The sequence below is a fragment of the Burkholderia pseudomultivorans genome (assembly GCF_001718415.1).
Lineage (GTDB): Bacteria > Pseudomonadota > Gammaproteobacteria > Burkholderiales > Burkholderiaceae > Burkholderia > Burkholderia pseudomultivorans_A.
In genome coordinates this window covers 2,851,067-2,871,848 of record NZ_CP013377.1, presented here as the reverse complement: position 1 = coordinate 2,871,848, position 20,782 = coordinate 2,851,067, and the positions used below count along the sequence as shown (strand labels likewise).

Annotated in this window: 21 protein-coding genes; 11 read left to right on the top strand and 10 right to left on the bottom strand. The window is 67.9% G+C overall.

Translation table 11 applies throughout. The annotated features are described in order from the left end of the window. On the bottom strand, window positions 1–693 hold the full coding sequence (locus tag WS57_RS12435) for a hypothetical protein (protein WP_059516300.1): 693 nt from the start codon (window positions 691–693) through the stop codon (window positions 1–3). A gap of 461 nt (window positions 694–1,154) precedes the next feature. Between WS57_RS12435 and thrS the strand changes: the two genes are divergently transcribed. Further along, entirely contained in the window at window positions 1,155–2,417 is a 1,263-nt protein-coding gene (gene thrS, locus WS57_RS12430; protein ID WP_236871894.1) for a threonine--tRNA ligase, read from the top strand. A 3-nt stretch (window positions 2,418–2,420) separates the two neighbouring features. Here the strand turns inward: thrS and WS57_RS12425 are convergent, their stop codons facing one another. Further along, entirely contained in the window at window positions 2,421–3,341 is a 921-nt protein-coding gene (locus WS57_RS12425; protein ID WP_009688721.1) for a LysR family transcriptional regulator, read from the bottom strand. A gap of 136 nt (window positions 3,342–3,477) precedes the next feature. Here WS57_RS12425 and WS57_RS12420 point away from each other — a divergent pair, with 136 nt between their 5' ends. Beyond that, window positions 3,478–4,701, top strand: a complete 1,224-nt coding sequence (locus WS57_RS12420) for a Zn-dependent hydrolase (RefSeq protein ID WP_069244282.1) — start codon at window positions 3,478–3,480, stop codon at window positions 4,699–4,701. Window positions 4,702–5,045: 344 nt separating this feature from the next. Next, window positions 5,046–6,980: an SMP-30/gluconolactonase/LRE family protein gene (locus tag WS57_RS12415; protein WP_069244281.1), complete on the top strand. Its 1,935-nt coding sequence runs from the start codon at window positions 5,046–5,048 to the stop codon at window positions 6,978–6,980. Window positions 6,981–7,032: 52 nt separating this feature from the next. On the opposite strand, the gene WS57_RS12410 is transcribed toward WS57_RS12415, so the two are convergent. From WS57_RS12410 to WS57_RS12390, 5 genes are all read right to left on the bottom strand, one after another. Beyond that, a complete protein-coding gene (locus WS57_RS12410) occupies window positions 7,033–7,470 on the bottom strand; it encodes a GNAT family N-acetyltransferase (RefSeq protein ID WP_069244280.1) in 438 nt (145 codons plus the stop codon). Continuing rightward, a complete protein-coding gene (locus WS57_RS12405) occupies window positions 7,467–7,772 on the bottom strand; it encodes a DUF6587 family protein (protein ID WP_059516293.1) in 306 nt (101 codons plus the stop codon). Before WS57_RS12405 ends, WS57_RS12410 begins: the two co-directional genes overlap by 4 nt. Then, window positions 7,769–9,619: a ferrous iron transporter B gene (feoB, locus tag WS57_RS12400; protein ID WP_059516292.1), complete on the bottom strand. Its 1,851-nt coding sequence runs from the start codon at window positions 9,617–9,619 to the stop codon at window positions 7,769–7,771. The genes WS57_RS12405 and feoB overlap by 4 nt, the downstream gene beginning before the upstream one ends. Next, window positions 9,616–9,867, bottom strand: a complete 252-nt coding sequence (locus WS57_RS12395; protein ID WP_009690701.1) for a FeoA family protein — start codon at window positions 9,865–9,867, stop codon at window positions 9,616–9,618. The genes feoB and WS57_RS12395 overlap by 4 nt, the downstream gene beginning before the upstream one ends. A gap of 98 nt (window positions 9,868–9,965) precedes the next feature. Further along, window positions 9,966–10,871, bottom strand: a complete 906-nt coding sequence (locus tag WS57_RS12390; RefSeq protein ID WP_059604330.1) for a LysR substrate-binding domain-containing protein — start codon at window positions 10,869–10,871, stop codon at window positions 9,966–9,968. A 158-nt stretch (window positions 10,872–11,029) separates the two neighbouring features. Here WS57_RS12390 and WS57_RS12385 point away from each other — a divergent pair, with 158 nt between their 5' ends. Beyond that, on the top strand, window positions 11,030–11,530 hold the full coding sequence (locus tag WS57_RS12385) for a lipocalin-like domain-containing protein (protein WP_009690704.1): 501 nt from the start codon (window positions 11,030–11,032) through the stop codon (window positions 11,528–11,530). Window positions 11,531–11,611: 81 nt separating this feature from the next. Here WS57_RS12385 and WS57_RS12380 read toward each other — a convergent pair whose 3' ends face one another. Then, entirely contained in the window at window positions 11,612–12,484 is an 873-nt protein-coding gene (locus WS57_RS12380) for a LysR family transcriptional regulator (protein ID WP_040130667.1), read from the bottom strand. Between the two features lie 193 nt (window positions 12,485–12,677). Here WS57_RS12380 and WS57_RS12375 point away from each other — a divergent pair, with 193 nt between their 5' ends. Next, window positions 12,678–13,706 (top strand): NAD(P)H-quinone oxidoreductase, encoded by a 1,029-nt coding sequence (locus WS57_RS12375; RefSeq protein WP_059516369.1) that lies wholly within the window; start codon window positions 12,678–12,680, stop codon window positions 13,704–13,706. 53 nt (window positions 13,707–13,759) lie between these two features. Here the strand turns inward: WS57_RS12375 and WS57_RS12370 are convergent, their stop codons facing one another. After that, window positions 13,760–13,915 carry a DUF3309 family protein gene (locus WS57_RS12370; RefSeq protein ID WP_009690707.1) on the bottom strand — a complete coding sequence of 52 codons (156 nt, stop codon included), beginning with the start codon at window positions 13,913–13,915 and terminating at the stop codon, window positions 13,760–13,762. 197 nt (window positions 13,916–14,112) lie between these two features. On the opposite strand from WS57_RS12370, the gene WS57_RS12365 reads away from it, so the two are divergent. The 6 genes from WS57_RS12365 to WS57_RS12340 all read left to right on the top strand — a co-directional run bounded on the left by WS57_RS12365 (window position 14,113) and on the right by WS57_RS12340 (window position 19,648). After that, window positions 14,113–14,787: a histidine phosphatase family protein gene (locus WS57_RS12365; RefSeq protein WP_069244381.1), complete on the top strand. Its 675-nt coding sequence runs from the start codon at window positions 14,113–14,115 to the stop codon at window positions 14,785–14,787. 18 nt (window positions 14,788–14,805) lie between these two features. Next, on the top strand, window positions 14,806–15,840 hold the full coding sequence (locus tag WS57_RS12360; RefSeq protein ID WP_059516286.1) for a phosphotransferase: 1,035 nt from the start codon (window positions 14,806–14,808) through the stop codon (window positions 15,838–15,840). A 37-nt stretch (window positions 15,841–15,877) separates the two neighbouring features. Continuing rightward, on the top strand, window positions 15,878–16,642 hold the full coding sequence (locus tag WS57_RS12355; protein WP_009690710.1) for an SDR family oxidoreductase: 765 nt from the start codon (window positions 15,878–15,880) through the stop codon (window positions 16,640–16,642). A gap of 7 nt (window positions 16,643–16,649) precedes the next feature. Continuing rightward, on the top strand, window positions 16,650–17,408 hold the full coding sequence (locus WS57_RS12350) for an SDR family NAD(P)-dependent oxidoreductase (protein WP_069244279.1): 759 nt from the start codon (window positions 16,650–16,652) through the stop codon (window positions 17,406–17,408). 24 nt (window positions 17,409–17,432) lie between these two features. Further along, window positions 17,433–18,677, top strand: coding sequence for an acyl-CoA dehydrogenase family protein (locus WS57_RS12345; protein ID WP_009694222.1), 1,245 nt, complete (start codon window positions 17,433–17,435; stop codon window positions 18,675–18,677). Window positions 18,678–18,751: 74 nt separating this feature from the next. Beyond that, a complete protein-coding gene (locus WS57_RS12340; protein ID WP_009694223.1) occupies window positions 18,752–19,648 on the top strand; it encodes a LysR family transcriptional regulator in 897 nt (298 codons plus the stop codon). Window positions 19,649–19,663: 15 nt separating this feature from the next. On the opposite strand, the gene WS57_RS12335 is transcribed toward WS57_RS12340, so the two are convergent. Continuing rightward, entirely contained in the window at window positions 19,664–20,773 is a 1,110-nt protein-coding gene (locus WS57_RS12335) for a J domain-containing protein (protein ID WP_059604327.1), read from the bottom strand. Window positions 20,774–20,782: the final 9 nt, after the last annotated feature.

Genomic DNA, 20,782 nt, shown 5'->3' with positions numbered 1-20,782 from the left:
TCACGCGAACGGCTGAAGCGCCTTCGGCACTTCGTACCGGCCGTTGCGGTAGCGGATCGAATAGTCGCGATGCTTCACGTCGGACGCGCGCACGTTGCAGTCGTCGGCCGACTGTCCCTTGTGCGGACTCGCATACGTCGACGACGTCTCCGACACATTCAACGTCGGGTAACCCGCGCTGCCGCTCGCCCCGACGGCGAGTTTCCGCTTTACCTCGGAGACTTCGCCGGCGCAGTCGTAGAAGATCCCGCCGGTGCGCCAGTAGACCAGCAGCCGGTCGAGGATCTGCTGGACGCGCGGCCCGTCGATCACGTACATCGACATCACGGCTTCGACGGTGTGCGATGCGCTGTCGGTGTCGCGATTCACCGCGACCACGCCGAATGCGGTCCGGTTTTTGTCGAGCGGATAGGGCGCCACGTCGATCGCGAGCCGTTCGAGACTGCGCCAGCTGCTGCGGTCGATCACGTCTTGCTGCAGGCCGTGCGCGACGACCTTTCCGGTTGCGCTGTCGGCGACGACGACACCGAGATCGGCGGACTGCCTGTCGAACGGCAGCGCGGCGATGGTCAGTTTCGGATTGGCGGGCCACGCGACGCAGGCGACATGCGCGGCGTCGACCGTGCGCTGCGGATAGAGCTGGGCCCATGAGCGGATGAAGCGCTTGCAGTCCGCGCGAGCGGGCGAAGACATCGCAAGACCCAGCGCGAGAGCGAAACAGGCGAGACGTTTCATGTGAGTGGCGCGAGATGAAATGGCAGGCGGGATGAAACCGGACGATACACGCATCGCTTCAGGATCGCACGGTGGAACCGCCCGGACGGTCGATATCGACACGTGCGGATCTGATTCATCATCGGCTCAAACCGCCATCGGTGCTTTGTCGGCATCCTCGCACAAGGTACGCGAAAGTCATTCGATTCGATGCGCAGCGAGCGGACCGCCGACGCACGCGCGCACGACAGTCGGCATCACGCGCGTTGTTGACAGCCGCCAGCGAGTCGACTAGATTCACCGCATGAACGCACGTTTCGTCACGACCACGACCACCACCACCACCACGACCGCTCATGGCGGGTCGGGAGGATGTCGCGCGTCGTAATTCAGTGCTTCGAACCATCCCAGGCCCCGCCGCATGCGACGGGGCTTTTTTCATGCTCCGTCGTATTCGGCATCGAATATCAGCGGAGAACATGATGGATGACTGCGATCACCGAGTGCTCGGCAACAAGCTCGAGCTGTTTCATCAGCAGGACGAAAGTCCGGGTGCCATTTTCTGGCATCCGCGCGGCATGGTCCTGCTGCGTGTCGTCGAAGACTATATTCGTGCCCGGATGCGGCAAGCCGGATTTTCCGAAGTGCGGACGCCGCAGATCATCGCGCGCAGCCTGTGGGAGCAGAGCGGCCACTGGGAAAAGTTCGGACGCGGCATGTTCTCGCTGCAGAGCGACGATCGCCCGTACTGCCTCAAGCCGATGAGCTGTCCGTGCCATGTGCAGATCTTCAGGAAAGGCGTCCGCTCGTATCGCGATCTCCCGGTTCGATATTCGGAGTTCGGCGCGGTGCATCGCGCCGAGCCGTCGGGCGCGCTGCATGGCCTGATGCGCGCGCGTGCATTCACGCAGGACGACGCGCACGTGCTGTGCATGCCCGATCAGGTCGAGGCCGAAGTCGCGCGCTTCTGCATGTTGCTGAAGTCGATTTATGCGGACTTCGGATTCGGCGGGTTCGACGTGGCGTTGTCGACGAGGCCGGCGGTGCGCGCGGGCGACGAAGCGGTCTGGGACCGCGCCGAAGCGATGCTGGCGTCCGCCGCGCGGGCGGCCGGCCTCGACTTTGCCGTGCGGCCGGGGGAGGGCGCGTTTTACGGCCCGAAGCTCGAGTTTCACCTGCTCGACCGTCAGGGGCGGCAATGGCAGTGCGGGACCATTCAGCTCGACTTCGTGTTGCCGGAGCGGCTCGGCGCGGCGTACGTCGCGGAGGACGGGGCGCGAGCCGTGCCCGTCATGCTGCATCACGCGGTGCTCGGCAGCCTCGAACGGTTTATCGGCGTGCTGCTCGAACACTACGAAGGCTGGCTGCCGACGTGGCTCGCGCCCGACCAGATCGTCGTCGCGAACATCGGGCATGACGAACGCGCGTTTGCCGACCGTGTGGCATCCGCGTTCGAAGCGATCGGCTGCCGCGTGCTGCGCGACTTCCGTGCGGAACGCCTGCCGCGCAAGATCTTCGACGCACGCGCGCTGGCCGCGCCGATCGTCGCGGTGACCGGGCGCAAGGAGGCGCTGGCCGGCGCGGTGTCGCTGCGCATGAGAAACGGCGAGTCGCAGGTGCTGGCGCTCGCCGATGCGCTGGCTTACCTGGAGCAGCATGCACATGCACCCTCCGCGACGCGTGCGTTCCGGCCGCCGGCCTGATCGTCATGCGCCGCCGTCCTGCCCCGCCACGTCGGCGGACGCGGCCTTCAGGCATTCGATGAAATGCAGCGCGGCCGGCGTCAGCAACGCGTGCCGGCGCATCACGATTGCGACCGTCAACTGCGGCATGGGTTCGACGAGATCCAGCACCGCGATCCCACGCGCCCGGCGCTCGGCATCGGCGAGCGGCCGCGCGAAGATGCCGAGCGCATCCGTCTGCGACACGAGCGCGAGCGTCGCGGCAAACGACGGGCAATGGATCACGCGCTTCGGCATGTCGATGCCGAACGGCGTGAAAATCGAGCGCACCAGGTCGTCGCCGCCTGCACCGTAGCGCGGTGTGCACCATTGCGCGTCGACGAGCTCGCGCAGCGATCGCGCGCGCCCCAGCCGATGCCGGCGTCGGGCCACGACCGCGAACGCCGTGCGGAACAGCGCAATGCTGGCGAATTCGTCCGCGTCCGGCATCGGCTCGGACAGTTGATGCGTGACGATGAAATCGAGCGTGCCGTCGCGCAGCCGCGCGAGATCGGTCGATGTCAGCGCGTCGTCGATGTTCACGGTCGCGCCGGGCAGCGCCCGCGTGAAAGCATCGAATGCGCGCGGCAGGATGGTCAGCGCGACGGTCGGGCTGACCGCGATCGACACCGAACCGGTCGTGCCGAGCCGCAACTGTTCGATCTCGTCGCGCGTGCGCTCGATCTCCTCGACGATCAACCGTGCACGAACGGCGAACGCGCTGCCGTACCCGGTCAGCGCAATCCCCTTGACGCTGCGCGTGACGAGCGGCACGCCGAGATCGAGTTCGAGCTCGCGCACGGTGCCGCTGATTGCCGGCTGCGTGACGCCGAGCGCGCGGGCGGCGCCGCGAATGGTGCGGTGCTCGGCAACCGCGAGAAAGGCATGGAGCTGCTTGAGTTTCATGGGCGCTGCCGCGAACGCGGCCCGGCGGGCGGGCGCGACCGAAGGTGAAAAGAAAAAGTTATCGAACGCAACGAAATCTTGGATTTTTCTGATCCATCCAAGTGTATATGCTCGGTGCTTTTCAGGAGCGACCGCGATGATCCTCGTTAACCAGCAAAGGCTGTGGGATTCGCTGATGGAGATGGCGAAAATCGGTGCCACCGCGCACGGCGGCAGCTGCCGGCTCGCGCTCAGCGACGACGAGGTGCGGGGCCGCCGCCGCTTCATCCACTGGTGCGAGCAAGCCGGCTGCGACATCCGCATCGACCCGATCGGCAACGTGTTCGCGCGCCGGCCGGGCACGCAGCACGGCGCGCCGGCGGTGATGTGCGGCAGCCATCTCGACACGCAGCCGCTCGGCGGCCGCTTCGACGGCGTCTACGGCGTGCTGGCGGGCCTTGAGGCGATTCGCACGCTGAACGAGCACGGCATCGCGACGCGGCATCCGATCGACGTCGTCGCATGGACCAATGAAGAGGGCTCGCGCTTCACGCCGGGCTTGATGGGCTCGGCCGTCTATGCCGGCGCGCTCGATCTCGACCATGCGCGCGCGCGGCCGTGCATGCAGACCGGCGTGCTGCTCGGCGACGAGCTCGAGCGCACCGGCTTCGCCGGCCGCGAGCGCGAGCGGCAGATGCCGAAGGCGTACTTCGAGGCGCATATCGAGCAGGGCCCGGTGCTCGAGAACGCCGGCAAGCCGATCGGCGTCGTGACCGGCGTGCAGGGCATCTACGAACTCGACGTCACGGTGACCGGCTTCGAGTCGCATGCCGGCACGACGCCGATGAGCGTGCGCAAGGATGCGATGAGCGTGGCCGCCGCGATGATCGCCGCGATCGTCGAGCACGGCCACGGTTTCGATGCCGATGCGCGCGTGACCGTCGGTCATCTGACGTGCCAGCCGAATTCGCCGAGCACGATCCCGGGCAAGGTCCGCTTCAGCGTCGACGTGCGCCATCCTTCGCAGCCGGCACTGCAACGGCTCGTCGCCGACATCGAGGCGATCTGCGTGCAGCGTACCGCGCTGCGCGGTACGCGCGTCGACGTGCAGACCATCGCCGAATATGCGCCGGTGGTGTTCGACGCGCAGTGCGTCGAGCAGGTCCGGCGCGCAACGGCGGCCGCCGGTTATCCGTATCTGGAGATGTGCAGCGGCGCGGGGCACGACGCGGTGAACCTGTCCTACGTCGCGCCGACCGCGATGGTGTTCGTCCCGTGCAAGGCCGGGCTGAGCCACAACGAGGCGGAGGACGCCGATCCGGTGCATCTGGCGCAAGGGGCGTCGGTACTGGCGAACCTGCTGGTGGATTGCGCGCGGTAACGTGTCGGGTCGAGCGAGCCGGATGGCGCGACGTCGGCAACGCGCGCTGTCCGGCGCATCCGGTCGACCAGAAAAATATACCCGCCTCTCGCGTATTCGAATTCGATATTCCAGGATTTACCGAAAATCATAAACCCCGCCGAAAATCCGCGAGACAGCGATTATTCGCGATTCGCGTTGCTTTAAATAATTCGTTATCGTCCTGTCACTTGCCTCCGTTACGCTGCGCGTAATAAAGACCGAGCAGCAAGGTCGCGAGGAAGGTTTTACGCATCACCGATTTGAAAAATCCGCCTGGCCGGTCATTCGCGCGATTGACCGCTACATTCAGGAGAGCATCCGTGATGGTCGATAAAAAACGCATCCGCGTCATCCTCTTCGCTGCGGCGCTCGCCGCGATCGCGCCGGCCGGTGTCGCGCAGAACACCACCGACTGGCTGGCGAACACCTACGGCACGCTCGCCGCCCACGTCGGCAATACCGCGCGTTCGATGTGGGTGTCGCCGGAAGGCGTGATCTACACGGCGTCGATGTGGGACGAGGACGAAGGCGGCGTCGCGATCTACCAGAACCACCGGAGCCTCGGCTCGATCGGCGCGCACGGCGAGTTCCAGGGCAGCGCGATCACCGGCAACGCGACGTCGATCTTCGCGGCGCTGCAGCCGGGCAAGACGTATGGAAGCGGCGCGGTCGGGCGCTACAACCGCGCGACCAAGGTCCGCGACCGGTTGATCCAGATCAGCGCGGCGACCAACCAGCCGCGCGTCGACGTCGTCACCGGGCTCGCGACGGCCGGCTCGCTGCTGTATGCGAGCGACTTCTACGGCAATCGCGTGCGCGTCTTCACGACCGACGGTGTGTGGCAGCGCGACATCGGCGTGTCGGGCCCGGGCGCGCTCGCGCTCGACGGCGCCGGCAACCTCTGGGTCGCGCAAAAGAGCGCGGGCACGATCGTCGAGTTCGCGCCGAACGGCGCGCTGCTGAACACGATCCGGATGGCCGGCGAGTCGCGGCCGTCGTCGCTGTTTTTCGATGCGTCGTCGCAGCAGCTGATGGTCGGCGACGAAGGCCCCGACATGAACATCAAGCGCTACGACGTGTCGTCCAGGCCGACCCTGGCCGGCACCTTCGGCGTGCAGGGCGGCTATCTCGACACCACCACCGGCATCAAGGGGCAGGTCGGCGCGAAGCGGTTCACGCGCATCGTCGGGATCGGCAAGGACACCGCCGGCAACCTGTACGTGCTGAACAACCCGTGGGGTGGCAGCTGGGACCTCGGCCGCGACGGCGCGACCGACATCCACGCGTACGACCGCAACGGCAACCTGCGCTGGACGCTCCAGGCGCTCAACTTCGAGGGCATCGCCGCCCCCGACCCGGCGACCGACGGCACGCTGTTCTACGGCGGCACGCACATCTACTCGGGCCGCGCGGGCGGCGTGTTCGTCGCGAACACGGTCGATCCGTTCACCTATCCGTCGGATCCGCGCATCGACGTCAACGACGTGCAGCGCGACGAGCATTTCGGGCAAGTCGTTTCGGTTGGCGCGAACCGGATCCTGGTCGCCGCCGGGCAGAATCCGCCGATCTTCTACTTCTTCCATTTCAACCAGGCGAACGGCTACATCGCCATTCCGGACGCGTCGATTCCGGGGCCCGCGTTCAATACGACGCGGCGCGTCACGAGCGGCTTCAGCCTCGACGGCAAGGGCGACGTGTGGGCGGGCCTGGACAAGACCGGGGCGATCTACCACTACCCGCTGACGGGCTTCGACGCGGACGGCAAGCCGGCGTGGGGCCGGCCCGTCGCGATTCCGGTCCCCGCGAGCGTGCAGCCCTTGACGCGCATCGTCTACCTCGCCGACAGCGACACGATGATCCTCGCGCAGGGCGTCCCCGGCAGCACGGACTGGACGGCGATCGGCACGCGCATCGAGGTGTATCACGGCTGGAGCGCGGGCAACACGACGCAGCCGAACCCGGTGATCACGCTGCCGCACAGCGGCGCGAAGTCGCTCGACGCGGCCGGCAACCATCTGTTCGTCGGCTACTGGTTCGGCGGCAGCGGCGCGGCGTTGCCGAACATCGACGCGTTCAACCTGTCCACCGGCAAGCTCGACACCACGCTGGTCAACACGAGCAGCAGCACCGTCGATGCGAGCAGCGCACTCGATTCGATGTACGGCGTGCGCGCCTATCGTCGGTCGAACGGCGAGTATGTGGTCACGAAGAACAACGTGAAGGGCAGCAGCATCACCGTTTATCGCTGGACGCCTTGACTGCCGATGCCGACGCGGCGGCGTGCGGCGATTGTCGGCCGCGCGCGAGCCGTCACGCGTGCCAGACCAGGCGGGCGCTGGTGGCCGTTTCCGACACGAGCCGGAAGCCGAGCCGCTCGTACAGCCGTCGCGCGGGATTGCCGTGCAGCACGCTGAGCGAGACGGGCACGTTCGCGCGCGCCGCGTCGGCGAGCACGCTGCCGAGCACGGCGCGGCCGATGCCGCGGCCCTGATGCGCAGGCATCAGCTGGAGCTGATGGATGTGCCATTCGTCGGCGGACCGCGAGACCTTCAGCAATCCGATTGCCTGATCGCCTTCGCAGATGATGGCGGCGTCGTCGAAGTGCGCCGAGATGCGGCGATGGTGTGAGTCGTCGTCGGTGGGGGCGCCGACGCGTTGCAGATGCGCGGTCATCGTGAGCCGGCGCAGCGTCAGCAGAAACGGCAGGTCGGCCGCGCAGGCGGGACGCAGGCCGATCGCGGGTTTCATCGCCGCCGTGCGGGCGAATGAAACGTAAGCGGCTGTTCGCCGCTCGCCGACGGCGTCGCGTCGCCGTCGGTGCCGCATGCGCCGCAGGTGCTGCAGCCGTCGCCGCAATCGGCCGCAGCCGCCGCGCCCGGCATCAGCCGCTGCCCGAGCCAGCGCAGCGCGCGCGTGCGAACCAGCGCGAGCGCGACGGCGCGCTGGCAGCGCGACGCGGGCTTCGGCGCGAGCTTGCGGAACATGAACAGCGCGCTGGCCGCGACCAGCGCGGCGATCACCGCGTATTGCGCGACGAGGCCGGCGCTCATGTCAGCGCCCTCGCGAGCTGGTAGGTGACGAACGACGCCGTGTACGCCATCACGAACATGTAGCCGAACGAGATCGCGACGTTGCGCCACGAACCCGTCTCGCGGCGAATCACCGCGAGCGTCGACATGCACTGCGGCGCGAACGCGAACCAGACCAGCAGCGACAGCGCGCTCGCGAGCGAGAAGTTGGCGACGAGCGCGTGGCCGACGCTCGCGATATCGGCGTCGCCGCCGCTCACCGCATAGACCGTCGCGAGCGCGGCGACCGCGGTTTCGCGCGCGGCGAACGCGGGGATCAGCGACAGGCTGATCTGCCAGTTGAAGCCGAGCGGCGCGAACACATACTGCAGCGCGCGGCCGAGGTAGCCGGCGAACGTGTAGTCGATCGCGGGGCCGACCGCGCCGGCCGGCGGCGACGGGAACGTCGAGATGAACCACATCAGCACGGTGAGCGCGAGAATCACGCCGGTCAGCCGTTTCATGAAGATCGAACCGCGCTCCCACAGGCCGATCGCGACGTCGCGCACGCGCGGCAGGCGATACGACGGCAGCTCCATCAGCAGCGCGTGCTCGCCCTGCGGGCCGCGCAGCTTCTTCATGATCCAGCCGACGAGCATCGCGCCGCCGATCCCCGCCGCATACAGCGCGAACAGCACGACGCCCTGCAGGTTGAAGATGCCGAGCACGCGCTGCGACGGGATGAACGCACCGATCAGCAGCGCATAGACCGGCAGGCGCGCGGAGCACGTCATCAGCGGCGCGACGAGGATCGTCGCGAGCCGGTCGCGCGGGTCGGTGATGCTGCGCGTGCCGAGCACGCCGGGAATCGCGCACGCGAAACTCGACAGCAGCGGAATGAACGAGCGGCCGGTGAGCCCGACCGACACCATCATCCGGTCGAGCAGGAACGCGGCGCGCGGCAGGTAGCCCGATTCCTCCAGCACCAGGATGAACAGGAACAGCACCAGGATCTCCGGCAGGAAGCCGAGCACGGTGCCGAGGCCGCCGATCAGGCCGTCGGTGACGAGACCGCGCAGCGGCCCGTCGGGGAGATGGGCGCCGGCCAGCGCGCCGAGCCACGTGAAGCCGTCGCCGATCGCGTCGGTGATCGGCTTGCCGATCGAATAGACCGCCTGGAACACCAGGAACATCACGGCGGCGAGGATCACGAGCCCGAACACCGGGTGCAGCGCCCAGTGGTCGATCCGGTCGTCGCGCACGTCGGTCGCGCGCGGCATCACGACGGCCGCCGCGAGCAGCGCCCGCACGCGCGCGTGGATCGTGTCGTCGTCGGTGTCGTCTGCCGCGGGCGGCGCGGCCGCCGGCGCGTTCGCGACGGCGCGGTCGAGCACGTCGACGAGCCGGCTGGCGCCGCCGCGCCGCACCGCCACGGTCTGCACGATCTGCACGCCGAGTTCGCGCGCCAGCACGTCGATGTCGATCCGGATGCCGCGGCGTTCGGCCGCATCCATCATGTTCAGCGCGAGCACGACCGGCCGGCCGAGCCGCTGCACTTCGAGCACGAAACGCAGGTGCAGGCGCAGGTTGGTCGCATCCGCGACGCAAACCACCAGGTCGGGCGGCGCCTCGCCCGGATGGCGGCCGAGCAGCACGTCGCGCGTGATGCGTTCGTCGGGGCTCGTCGAATCGAAGCTGTACGCGCCGGGCAGGTCGAGCACCTGGATCTGCCGGCCCGACGGCGCGACAAAACGTCCCACCTTGCGCTCGACCGTGACGCCCGCGTAGTTGGCGACCTTCTGCCGCCCGCCGGTCAGCTGGTTGAACAGCGCGGTCTTGCCGCAGTTGGGGTTGCCGACCAGCGCGACACGCAATGCATTGGCGCTCATGACCGGGCGTCCTCCGGCACGCTGACGCTCACGCGTTCCGCTTCGGCGCGACGCAGCGCGAAGCGCGTCGAGCCGACCTGGATCAGCAGCGGATCCGCGCCCCACGGCCCGCACGCGACGACGCGCACCGGCTCGCCGCGCACGAAGCCGAGATCGCGCAGCCGCTGCGCGATCGGGTCGTGGGGCTGGGCATCGTCGACACGCTCGACCAGGGCCGGCGTGTGTTTGGTCAGATTCGAGAGACGCATGATGGGATGACGGCTGCGAAAGAAAAATGAATATCGTTCGCATTATAAAAGAGTGGCCCGGACCGCGGCGGCGGGGCGCGCGATATCCGTGGCCCCGTCTACCCGGGGAGCAGCCCCGGTTCCTGCCGCGTGTCGGCAAGATTGGCGATCAGGTTGTCGACCACGACGCGCTTCAGGCCGGCGAGCGCCGGCGGCGCGTCCCGCTGGCCCGAGTGAATGCACACTTCGACCGACGGCAGCGGCGGCAGGCCCTCGCGCTCGCCGAGCCGGCGCAGCGTCGGCGGGACGCCGGCCATCGTTCTCAGCGTGATGCCGAGTCCGCCCGCGACGCCCGCCCACAGGCTCTGCAGGCTGCCCGTCGTATAGGCGACCCGCCACGGGATGCCCGCGCGGTCGAGTGCATCGGTGCCTGCGCTGCGGAACATGCACGGCGGCTTGTACAGCGCGAGGTCGAGCGGCATCCCGGGCCGCGGCCGGATGTCGCGGCCCGACGGGCCGATCCAGGCCATCGGCAGCGTGACCAGCGGCTCGGCGTCCACGCGCTGCGCGTGGCCCATCGCGAGCACGAGGTCGAGTTCGCCGTGATCGAGCCGTTCGAGCAGCTGCCCGTTGCGCTCGACGACGATCTCGACGCGCACCGCCGGATGCGTGCGCTTGAACTGGCCGAGCGCGGTCGGCAGCCACGATTCCGCGAAATCGCCGGGCAGCCCGAAGCGTACCGCGCCCTCGAGCGCCGAACCGCGGATCGCCTGGACGGCCTCGTCGTTCAACTCCAGCATGCGGCGCGCATACGACAACAGCAGCTCGCCCGCTGCCGTCGGCACGAGGCCGCGCCCCTGCCGCCGGAACAGCGGCTGCCCGACCTGCGTTTCGAGCTTGCGCATCTGCTGGCTGACCGCCGATTGCGAGCGGCCGATCCGGTCCGCCGCGCGATTGAGGCTGCCGAGCCGGTCGGCGGCGAGCAGCGTGCGCAGCGCATCCATGTCGAGATTGGGGAGCGTCATGATGCGGTTTTTCTTATAAGTCGATTTCGAATTATCGTATTTATTGCATGTCGCCGTCGCTACCATCAAGTGGATCGCGCCGGTCGGCATCGCGAAACATGAGCGGCACCGCAGCGTCCGGCGCGTCTTTCTTTCAAAGCTTGCGCAAAGGAGGGTGAATGAAACGCCACTCGATCTTCACGACCGGCGTGCCGGGCATGCTGCTGGCCGCCCTGGTGGTGCCGGGCAGCGCCGCGACCGTGCCGTCGCTCGCGGGCACGTGGACGCTCGTCGCCGCGGACGTCCGGCATCCCGACGGCACGCTTGGCCGCGACTACGGTGCCGCCCCGCACGGGCTGCTGCTGATCGATGCGCGCGGCAACTACTCGTTGCAGATCTTCAAGTCGGAACGTCCGCGCTTCGGCTCGAACGACAAGAGCAAGGGCACGCCGGATGAGTATCGCGAGGCCGTGCTCGGGTCCAGCACCCATTACGGCACGCTCGACGTCGATGCGGCGCAGCGCACGCTGACGTTCCACATCACCGATTCGTCGTTTCCGAACTGGGTCGGGCAGGCGCAGGTGCGAAGCTACGAGCTGAAGGGCAATGAACTGAGCTATCGCGTCCCGCCGCGGCCAAACGGCGATGTACCGATCTCGGTGTGGCGGCGTGTGGATTGAGCCGCGCGGCGCAAGGCGCTTGCGGCAGCTGGCGCGCGTGACCTCGCGCAGCCGCGGGCCCGACCGCGCCTCGGCCGCCGCTTATCGGGGCGCGTCGAACGCGAACACGATCTCGTCGATGGTCGCGCGAATGCGCGCGGTGTGGCGCAGGTCGCGATGCGTGACGAGCCAGACTTCGTACGGGGCTTCGCGTAGCTGCCCGGGCCACACGCGCACGAGGCCGTCGCGCTCGCCCATGTACACGGGAATCTCGCCGATGCCGAGGCCCGCGCGCAGCGCGGCGCGCATCATCAGGCTCGAATTCATGCGCGCGACGATGCGTGCGTCGCCGATCGGCTCGCCGGCAATGGCCGGCCGGCGGCTCGCATCGATATACGGCTGGTAGACGACGAGGTCGTGTCCCGCAAAGGCGGTGCCGCGGGTCGGCTCGCCGTGCCGCTGCAGATAGTCGGGGGATGCGAACAGTCCCATGTCCCAGCAGGCGAGGCGGCGCGCGACGAGATCGGGGTTGGCGGGCCGCACGGTGCGCACCGCGATGTCGGCCTCGCGTTTCGCGAGGTTCAGGACCTGCGTCGACGTATTCAGCGACACGCATACGTCGGGATGCTTCGCATGCAGCCGCGCGATCGACGGCATCACGAACTCGATTGCGAGCGCATCGGTCGTCGTGACCTTCACGTCGCCGGCGAGCCGCCGGTCGACGCCCTGCGTCAGCCGGACCAGCTCGTGCGCGTGCTGCTCCATCGCCTCGGCGGCGCGCAGCGCCAGTTCGCCGACCGGCGTCGGCAGATAGCCCTTCGACGAGCGCAGGAACAGCGTCGCGCCGAGCTGGTGCTCGAGCGTCGCGAGGCGCCGGCCGACCGTCGCCTGATCGACGCCGAGCGTCTGCGCCGCGCGGCGCAGCGTGCGCTCGCGATGGATCGCGAGGAAGACGCGCGCGTCGTCCCAGTTCATCGATTGTCCAGACTGATGCATTTTTGCATTCCCCGACCGGCAATTCGCTGCGTGCCGGCGCGCGGCATCGCCCCTAGACTGCCTTCACACCCATGGCGATGCCGCGATTCGGGGAAGGTCCGCGAATCGGCCGCGCATCGACGACGTTGAGGATCATATCGTGATTGATGACATGCAAACCCTGCCCGCCGACATGACCGCGATCGAGATCGTGCGTCCCGGCGGCCCCGAAGTACTGGTGCCCACCACGCGCGCGGTGCCGTCGCCGGCCCCCGGCGAAGTGCTGATCCGCGTACACGCGGCCGGCGTGAACGGCCCCGACGTGTTCCAGCGCAAGGGGCTGTACGATCCGCCGCCGGGCGCGTCCGACATCCCGGGCCTGGAGATCGCGGGCGAGGTCGTCGCGATCGGGCGCGACGTCACGCGCTTCGCGATCGGCGATCGCGTATGCGCGCTGATCCCGGGCGGCGGCTATGCGCAATATGCGGTGGCCGACGAGCACAACACGCTCGCGATTCCGCAAGGCCTCGGCATGGCCGAAGCGGCGGCAATGCCGGAGACCTTCATGACGGTCTGGCTGAACCTGTTCCAGCGCGGCCGGTTCACGGCCGGCGAAAGCGTGCTGATCCACGGCGGCGCGTCCGGCATCGGCACTACGGCGACGATGCTCGCCAGGGCGTTCGGCGCGTCGAAGATCATCACGACCGTCGGCTCGGACGCGCAGCGCGACGCGAGCGTGCGCCTCGGCGCCGATCACGCGATCGACTACCGCCGCGAGGATTTCGTCGAAGCGGTCGCGCGCCATACGGACGGCAAGGGCGTCGACGTGATCGTCGACATCATCGCCGGCGACTACGTCGCACGCAATTTCGCGGCGGCGGCGGTCAACGGCCGCATCGTGCAGATCGGCGTGATCAAGGGGCCGGCGAAGGAGCTGGACCTGTTCCCGATGCTGACGAAGCGGCTCACGCATATCGGCTCGACGCTGCGTTCGCGCACGCACGCGGAGAAGGCACAGATCATCGGCGAACTGGAAGCGGCCGTGTGGCCGCTGATCCGGCAAGGCAGCGTGAAGCCGCAGGTTTATCGGCTGTTCGATCTTCGCGATGCGCGCGCCGCGCATGCGCTGATGGACTCCGGGCGCCACATCGGCAAGATCGTGCTGGTGACGCCGGCGGCGGATCGGTCGCTGCAGGCCGCGGTCGACCGGCATGCCGCATGACCGGTCGGCGCCTTGCCTGCGACGTCCTCGCCGCCCGCCGGCGGTGGAGGACGTCAGATCTGGCCCATCAGCACCAGGATCACGACGATGACGACGATCAGCCCGACGGTCCCCGACGGCCAGTAGCCCCAGCTGCGACTGTGCGGCCACGCAGGAAAGGCGCCGATGAGGATCAGGATCAGTATGACGATAAGTATTGTTCCGAGCATCGCACTCCTCCTTGAATAAAGTCGACACGACGCCGCGGATACCGCAATTCCTGTGCCGCGACGCCCGACAGCCGGCGAACCGGCCGCCCGCACGGCGGAATTCATTCGATGAATACTGTTTGATTCAGAAAATAAATTTCAAAAATGCAATCCCGGTCGCTATGCTGGGCCTTCTGTTCCGATCTGGCTGGCATGCGATGGCAGAACTCTATCTGGTAAGGCACGGGCAGGCGTCGTTCGGCACCGACGACTACGACCGGCTGTCCGCCGTCGGCGAGCAGCAGGCCGTGTGGCTCGGCGAGTATTTCGCGCGGCAGGGCCTCGCGTTCGACCGCCTGATCTGCGGCACGCTGAACCGGCACACGCAGACGCTCGCGGCGATCCTGCGCGGGATGGGGCGCGAAGACGCTGCCTGCGATCGCCATCCGGGCCTCGACGAATACGATTTTCACGGGCTGTTTGCGGTGGCGGCCAGCGACTACCCGGCGCTCGCGCAGCTCGCGGCCGGATCGATGAAGGACTATTTCCGGGCGCTCAGGCAACTGCTGCAGCTGTGGTCGGAGGACAAGCTCGGGCCCGCCGCGCCCGAGACCTGGGCGCACTTCCAGCAGCGCGTCGCCGACGCGCGCGCCGCGATCCGCCACGGCGGCGGCCAGCGCGTGCTCGCGGTGAGTTCGGGCGGCCCGATCGCCGTCACCTTGCAGCAGGTGCTGGCCGCGCCGCCGGCGAGCGCGATCGCGCTGAACCTGCAGATTCGCAACAGCAGCATTTCGCAGTATTTCTTCAACGCCGAAGCGTTCCACGTCGCGTCGTTCAACGGCATCCCGCATCTGGAGGATCCGGAGCGACACGCGTTTCGAACCTACGGCTGACCACGAACGATCGCGACGATGACGACGAACACCACCCAGCAACTCGACGTTGCCCGCCTTGCGCGCTATCTGGAAGACCATGTGCCGGGATTCGAAGGGCCGGTCGATGCGGAGAAGTTTGCCGGCGGCCAGTCGAACCCGACCTTTCTGCTGCACGCCCGCAGCGGCCGCTACGTGCTGCGCCGGCAACCGCCGGGCGAACTGCTGAAGTCCGCGCACGCGGTCGATCGCGAGTTCCGCGTGCTGAGCGCGCTGTCGGGCACCGCGGTGCCGGTCGCGCATCCGTATCACCTGTGCGAGGACCGCGACGTGATCGGCAGCCTGTTCTACGTGATGAGCTACGAGGACGGGCGGATCTTCTGGGATCCCGCGCTGCCGGAGCTGCCGAAGGCCGATCGTGCAGCCTGCTACGACGCGGTGCTGCAGACGATGGCCGCGCTGCACGACGTCGACGTCGACGCGGTCGGACTCGCCGACTACGGCCGGCCCGGCAACTACTTCGAGCGGCAGATCGGCGTATGGACCAAGCAGTATCGCGCGGCCGAGACGGAACGGATCGACGCGATGGAAACGCTGATCGACTGGCTGCCGAAGGCCTGCCCGGACGACGCAGGCCGGCCGTCGCTGGTGCACGGCGACTACCGGATCGACAACCTGATGTTCGAGCGCGACAGCTACAGCGTGCAGGCCGTGCTCGACTGGGAGCTGTCGACGCTCGGCAATCCGCTCGCCGATCTCGCGTATTTCTGCATGTGCCTGCGCCTGCCGGCCGACGGCCAGGTGCGGGGGATCGCGGGGCAGGACCGCGCCGCGCTCGGCGTGCCGGACGAAGCGCAGATCGTCGAGCGCTATTGCGCGCTGCGCGGCATCGCGCCGATTCGCGACTGGCACTTCTATCTCGCATTCAGCTTTTTCCGGCTCGCGGCGATCGTGCAGGGCGTGAAGGCGCGCGCGCTGCAGGGCAATGCGTCGAGCGCGCAGGCGCTGCGGGTCGGCGCGATGGCCGGCCGGCTCGCCGGCGAGGCCGTGCGCGTGATCGACGCGCATCGTTGAGCGCCGGCAGAACACAACATTCATGGAGGAGCGAAGCATGGCAAGCAATCTGTTCGACCTGACCGGCAAGATCGCGCTGGTGACGGGGGCGAGCCGCGGCATCGGCGAGGAAATCGCGAAGCTGCTCGCGCAGCACGGCGCGCACGTGATCGTGTCGAGCCGCAAGCTCGACGACTGCCAGGCCGTCGCCGACGAGATCGTCGCGGCGGGCGGCCGGGCCGAGGCGCTGGCCTGTCACGTCGGCCGGCTCGAGGACATCGCCGCGACGTTCGAAACCGTGCGCGGCAGGCACGGGCGTCTCGACATCCTCGTCAACAACGCGGCCGCGAATCCGTATTTCGGCCACATCCTCGATACCGATCTCGCCGCGTACGAGAAGACCGTCGACGTGAACATCCGCGGCTATTTCTTCATGTCGGTCGAGGCCGGCAAGCTGATGAAGGCGCAGGGCGGCGGCGCGATCGTCAACACGGCGTCGGTCAACGCGCTGCAGCCGGGCGACCGGCAGGGCATCTATTCGATCACGAAGGCCGCGGTCGTCAACATGACGAAGGCGTTCGCGAAGGAGTGCGGGCCGTTCGGCATCCGCGTGAACGCGCTGCTGCCGGGCCTCACGAAGACGAAGTTCGCCGGCGCGCTGTTCGCGGACAAGGCCATCTACGAGGCCTGGATGGCGAAGATCCCGCTGCGTCGCCATGCGGAGCCGCGCGAGATGGCCGGCACGGTGCTGTATCTCGTGTCGGACGCGGCGAGCTACACGAACGGCGAATGCATCGTCGTCGATGGCGGCCTGACGATCTGAGCGCGCGATGAAGCTCGACAGCTACGCCGGACAGGCCGTGATGATCACCGGCGCCGCGAGCGGCTTCGGCGCGCTGCTCGTGAGCGAGCTGGCCGCGATGGGCGCGCGGCTCGCGCTCGGCGACCTGAACGCGGACGGGCTCGAACGCGTCGTCGCGCCGCTGCGCGCAGCGGGCGCCGAGGTGATCGCGCAGCGCTGCGACGTGCGCCGCGAAGCGGACGTCGCCGCGCTCGTGGAGGCCGCCGCGGCGCGCTTCGGGCGTCTCGACGTCGGCATCAACAACGCGGGCATCGCGCCGCCGATGAAGGCGCTGGTCGACACCGACGAAGCCGATCTCGACATGAGCTTCGCGGTCAACGCGAAGGGCGTGTTCTTCGGGATGAAGCATCAGATCCGCCAGATGCTCGCGCAGCGCGAAGGCGTGATCCTGAACGTCGCGTCGATGGCGGGGCTCGGCGGCGCGCCGAAGCTGGCTGCCTACGCGGCGGCCAAGCACGCGGTGGTCGGGCTGACGAAGACGGCCGCGCTCGAATACGCGCGTCACGGCATTCGCGTGAATGCGGTGTGTCCGTTCTACAGCACGACGCCGATGGTCACCGACAGCGACATGGGCGACCGGCAGGACTTTCTCGCGCAGGGTTCGCCGATGAAGCGGCTCGGCCGGCCCGACGAAGTCGTCGCGACGATGCTGATGCTGTGCGCGAAGGAAAACACCTATCTGACCGGGCAGGCCGTCGCCGTCGACGGCGGCGTCTCGGCTTACTGACGGAACCGAATCGAGGAGTCGATCATGGACTTTGGCTATACCCCGAAAGTGGAAGAACTGCGCGGCCGCGTGCGCGCGTTCATGGACGCGTACATCGTGCCGCGCATTCGCCAGTGGAACGACGAAGTGCATGCCGGGCAGTATCCGGTGTCGTTCATGGAAGAGCTGAAGGCGCGCGCGCAGGCCGAAGGGCTGTGGAACCTGTTCCTGCCGCACCTGAAGGACGACGAGCCCGGCACGCGGTTGACCAACCTCGAATATGCGCCGCTCGCGGAGATCATGGGGCGCGTCGGCTGGGCCTCGGAGGTGTTCAACTGCAATGCGCCGGATACCGGCAACATGGAGCTGCTGCACATGTTCGCGACGCCCGCGCAGCGCGAGCAGTGGCTGATGCCGCTGCTGCGCGGCGAGATCCGTTCGGCGTTCGCGATGACCGAGCCCGACGTCGCGTCGTCGGATGCGACGAACATCACGACGCGGATCACGCGCGACGGCGGCGACTACGTGATCAACGGCCGCAAGTGGTTCATCACGAACGCCGCGCATCCGAACTGCCGGATCTTCATCGTGATGGGCAAGACCGATCCCGATGCGGAATCGCACCGGCAGCAGAGCATGATCCTCGTGCCGCGCGACACGCCGGGCGTGACGGTCGTGCGCAACATCACGGTCGTCAATCACGTCGCGCCGGAAGGGCATTGCGAGATCACCTTCGACAACGTGCGCGTGCCGGCGAGCAACCTGCTCGGCGAAGAAGGCAGCGGCTTCGCGCTCGCGCAGGCGCGCCTCGGGCCGGGCCGCATCCATCACTGCATGCGTTCGATCGGCGCGGCCGAGCTCGCGCTCGAACTGATGATCGATCGCGCGCAGTCGCGCGAGGCGTTCGGCAAGCCGCTGAACCGCCACGGCACGGTGGGCGAATGGATCGCGCGCTCGCGCATCGAGATCGACCAGGCGCGCCTGCTCGTGCTGAAGGCCGCGTGGATGATCGACAAGGTCGGCGCGAAGGCGGCGCGCAAGGAGATCTCGATGATCAAGGCGCTGGTGCCGAACGTGCATACGACCGTATGCGACCGCGCGATGCAGCTGTTCGGCGCGATGGGCCTGAGTCCCGACACGCCGCTCGCCGATCACTGGACCTGGGGCCGCGCGCTGCGCTTCGCCGACGGTCCGGACGAGGTGCACCTGCAGTCGATCGCGCGGATGGAGATCAAGGGCGGCGAGCGCGGCGCGACGGCGCCGTACCTGACGCCGCCGCCGCGCGGCTGAGCACCGGGCCACGCGGCACCGACATGGACGAACCGGCGGCGCACGCCGTAACATGCCGGCAAGGAGGCCCGGCGATGCGCCTATCGAAGATTGACCTGAACCTGTTCGTCGTATTCGACGCGATCTACAACAAGCGCAACCTGACGCGCGCGGCCGAAGTGCTGAACCTCACGCAGCCTGCCGTCAGCAACGCGCTGGCGCGGCTGCGCAAATCGCTGAACGATCCGCTGTTCGTCAGCACGCCGGCCGGGATGATGCCGACGCCGATGGCGGAGAACATCGTCGGCCGCGTGCGCGAGGCGCTGCAGCTGCTCGATTCGAGCGCACACGAAGGCGACGTGTTCGATCCGGCGTCGTCGACGCGCGTGTTCCGCCTGAGCATGAGCGACCTGACCGAAGCGCTGCTGCTGCCCGCGCTCGGCGAACTGCTGCAGCGGCATGCGCCCGGCATGCATGTGCGCAGCTATACGCTGGACCGTCGCGAAGTGGCGACCGCGCTGGCGAACGGCTCCGTCGACATCGCGATCGACGCGCCGCTGATCGGCGACCCGCACCTGCACCAGGCGCCGCTCGTGCGCGACCGCTACGCGTGCATGATCCGCGACGGTCATCCGTTCGACGGCGACGTGTTGTCGATGGACGATTATCTGGCGATGGGGCACATCCACGTGTCGAGCCGCCGCAAGGGCAGCGGCCACGTCGATGCGGAGCTGACGCGGCTCGGGCTGCGCCGGAACATCCAGATGCGCGTGCAGCACTACATGGTCGCGCCGCTGATCGCGATGCGCGGCGATCTCGCGCTGACCGCGCCGCTGCGGCTGCTGCAGCGCTATCCGGCGCGCATTCTCGAACTGCCGTTCGAGATGCCCGGCCTCGAATACTTCTGCTACTGGCATCGCAGCGCCGATCAGGACCAGGCGAATCGCTGGCTGCGCGAGCGGCTTGTGGAGCTGATGCGCGATATGGGGTGATGGGCGGGTTTACCGCTAGTCATCGAAGCGACTCCCGCGCTTCACGTCCTTCAACCAGTCCCTGACCTTGTCGAGATCCTCGAACTCGCGCAGCGCGACATTCAACTCGTGGATGCCGCGCTGCACACTGGCCATGTCGCGCGCCAGCATGCGCATGACCGTATCCGGCGCGAGCTTGACCGATGACGCGATCCCGTAGGTGCGCCGGAAATCGGCTTCGACGTGCAGGATTTCCTGATCCAGTTCGCGCAGCTGCTCTTCGAGGATGCCGTTGTAGCGCGCCAGCCGCTCTTCGCCGAAGCTGTCGATCGCGTGCTGGTCGATCTGCTCGATCTCCAGCTGCAGCTCCAGCAGTTGCAGCAGCTTGCCTTTCGCATAAGCGTCGTTGACCCGCTGCATCAACACGGTCTTGCGTTCCTGTTCGCGCGGATCGGGTTCGCGATCGGGATGCAGCGCGCTCGCCAGCTTGCGGTAGATCTCGCGGATCGACCGGCTCGATGCCGCCTGCTCGGCTTCGCGTCGCGCCTGCGCGGCGGCTTGCCTTGGCGCTTTCCTGCGCCTGGCGCGCTGCGCTTCGCGGGCCGCGTGGCTCGCCATGTCGCGCTCGAATTGGGCGTCGAGTTCGGCCTGTATGCGTGCGGCGAGTTCGTCGGGCGACAGCGTGTCGAGATCGTCGGCCGGTTCGTCGCCGGGCGTCGGTCCCGCCTTCGTTTTCGCCGCCTTGCGATCGGTCATTGCGTCGCTGTCGATGCCCGATGCGCCGTGCCGCTTGTAGACGATTTTCAGTTGCGCGTCGTCGCCGACGTCGAGCAGATCGCGCGCCATGTCGGCGATCAACCCCGACAGGATGCGCTGCTCGGCCTTGCTGAGTCCTTTTTTCAGAAACGCGTCGTCGAGCAGATGGACGAGTCTGATCCGCAACGCGCTCGACGCCTGTTCGAGCGGCAGCAACCCGTCGACGAATTTCTTCTGGAACGCCGGCATCACGGCTTCCCACGCACCGAGGCGTTCGCGCCGCTTGTCGATTTGCTCGACGAGCGCGTTGAAGGTTTTCCGGGCTTTCGACAGGCGGGTGGTTTCGTAACCGGGCGCGATGGCGACCGCGGTGCCGCGACGTGCGGTCATGATGGGTGT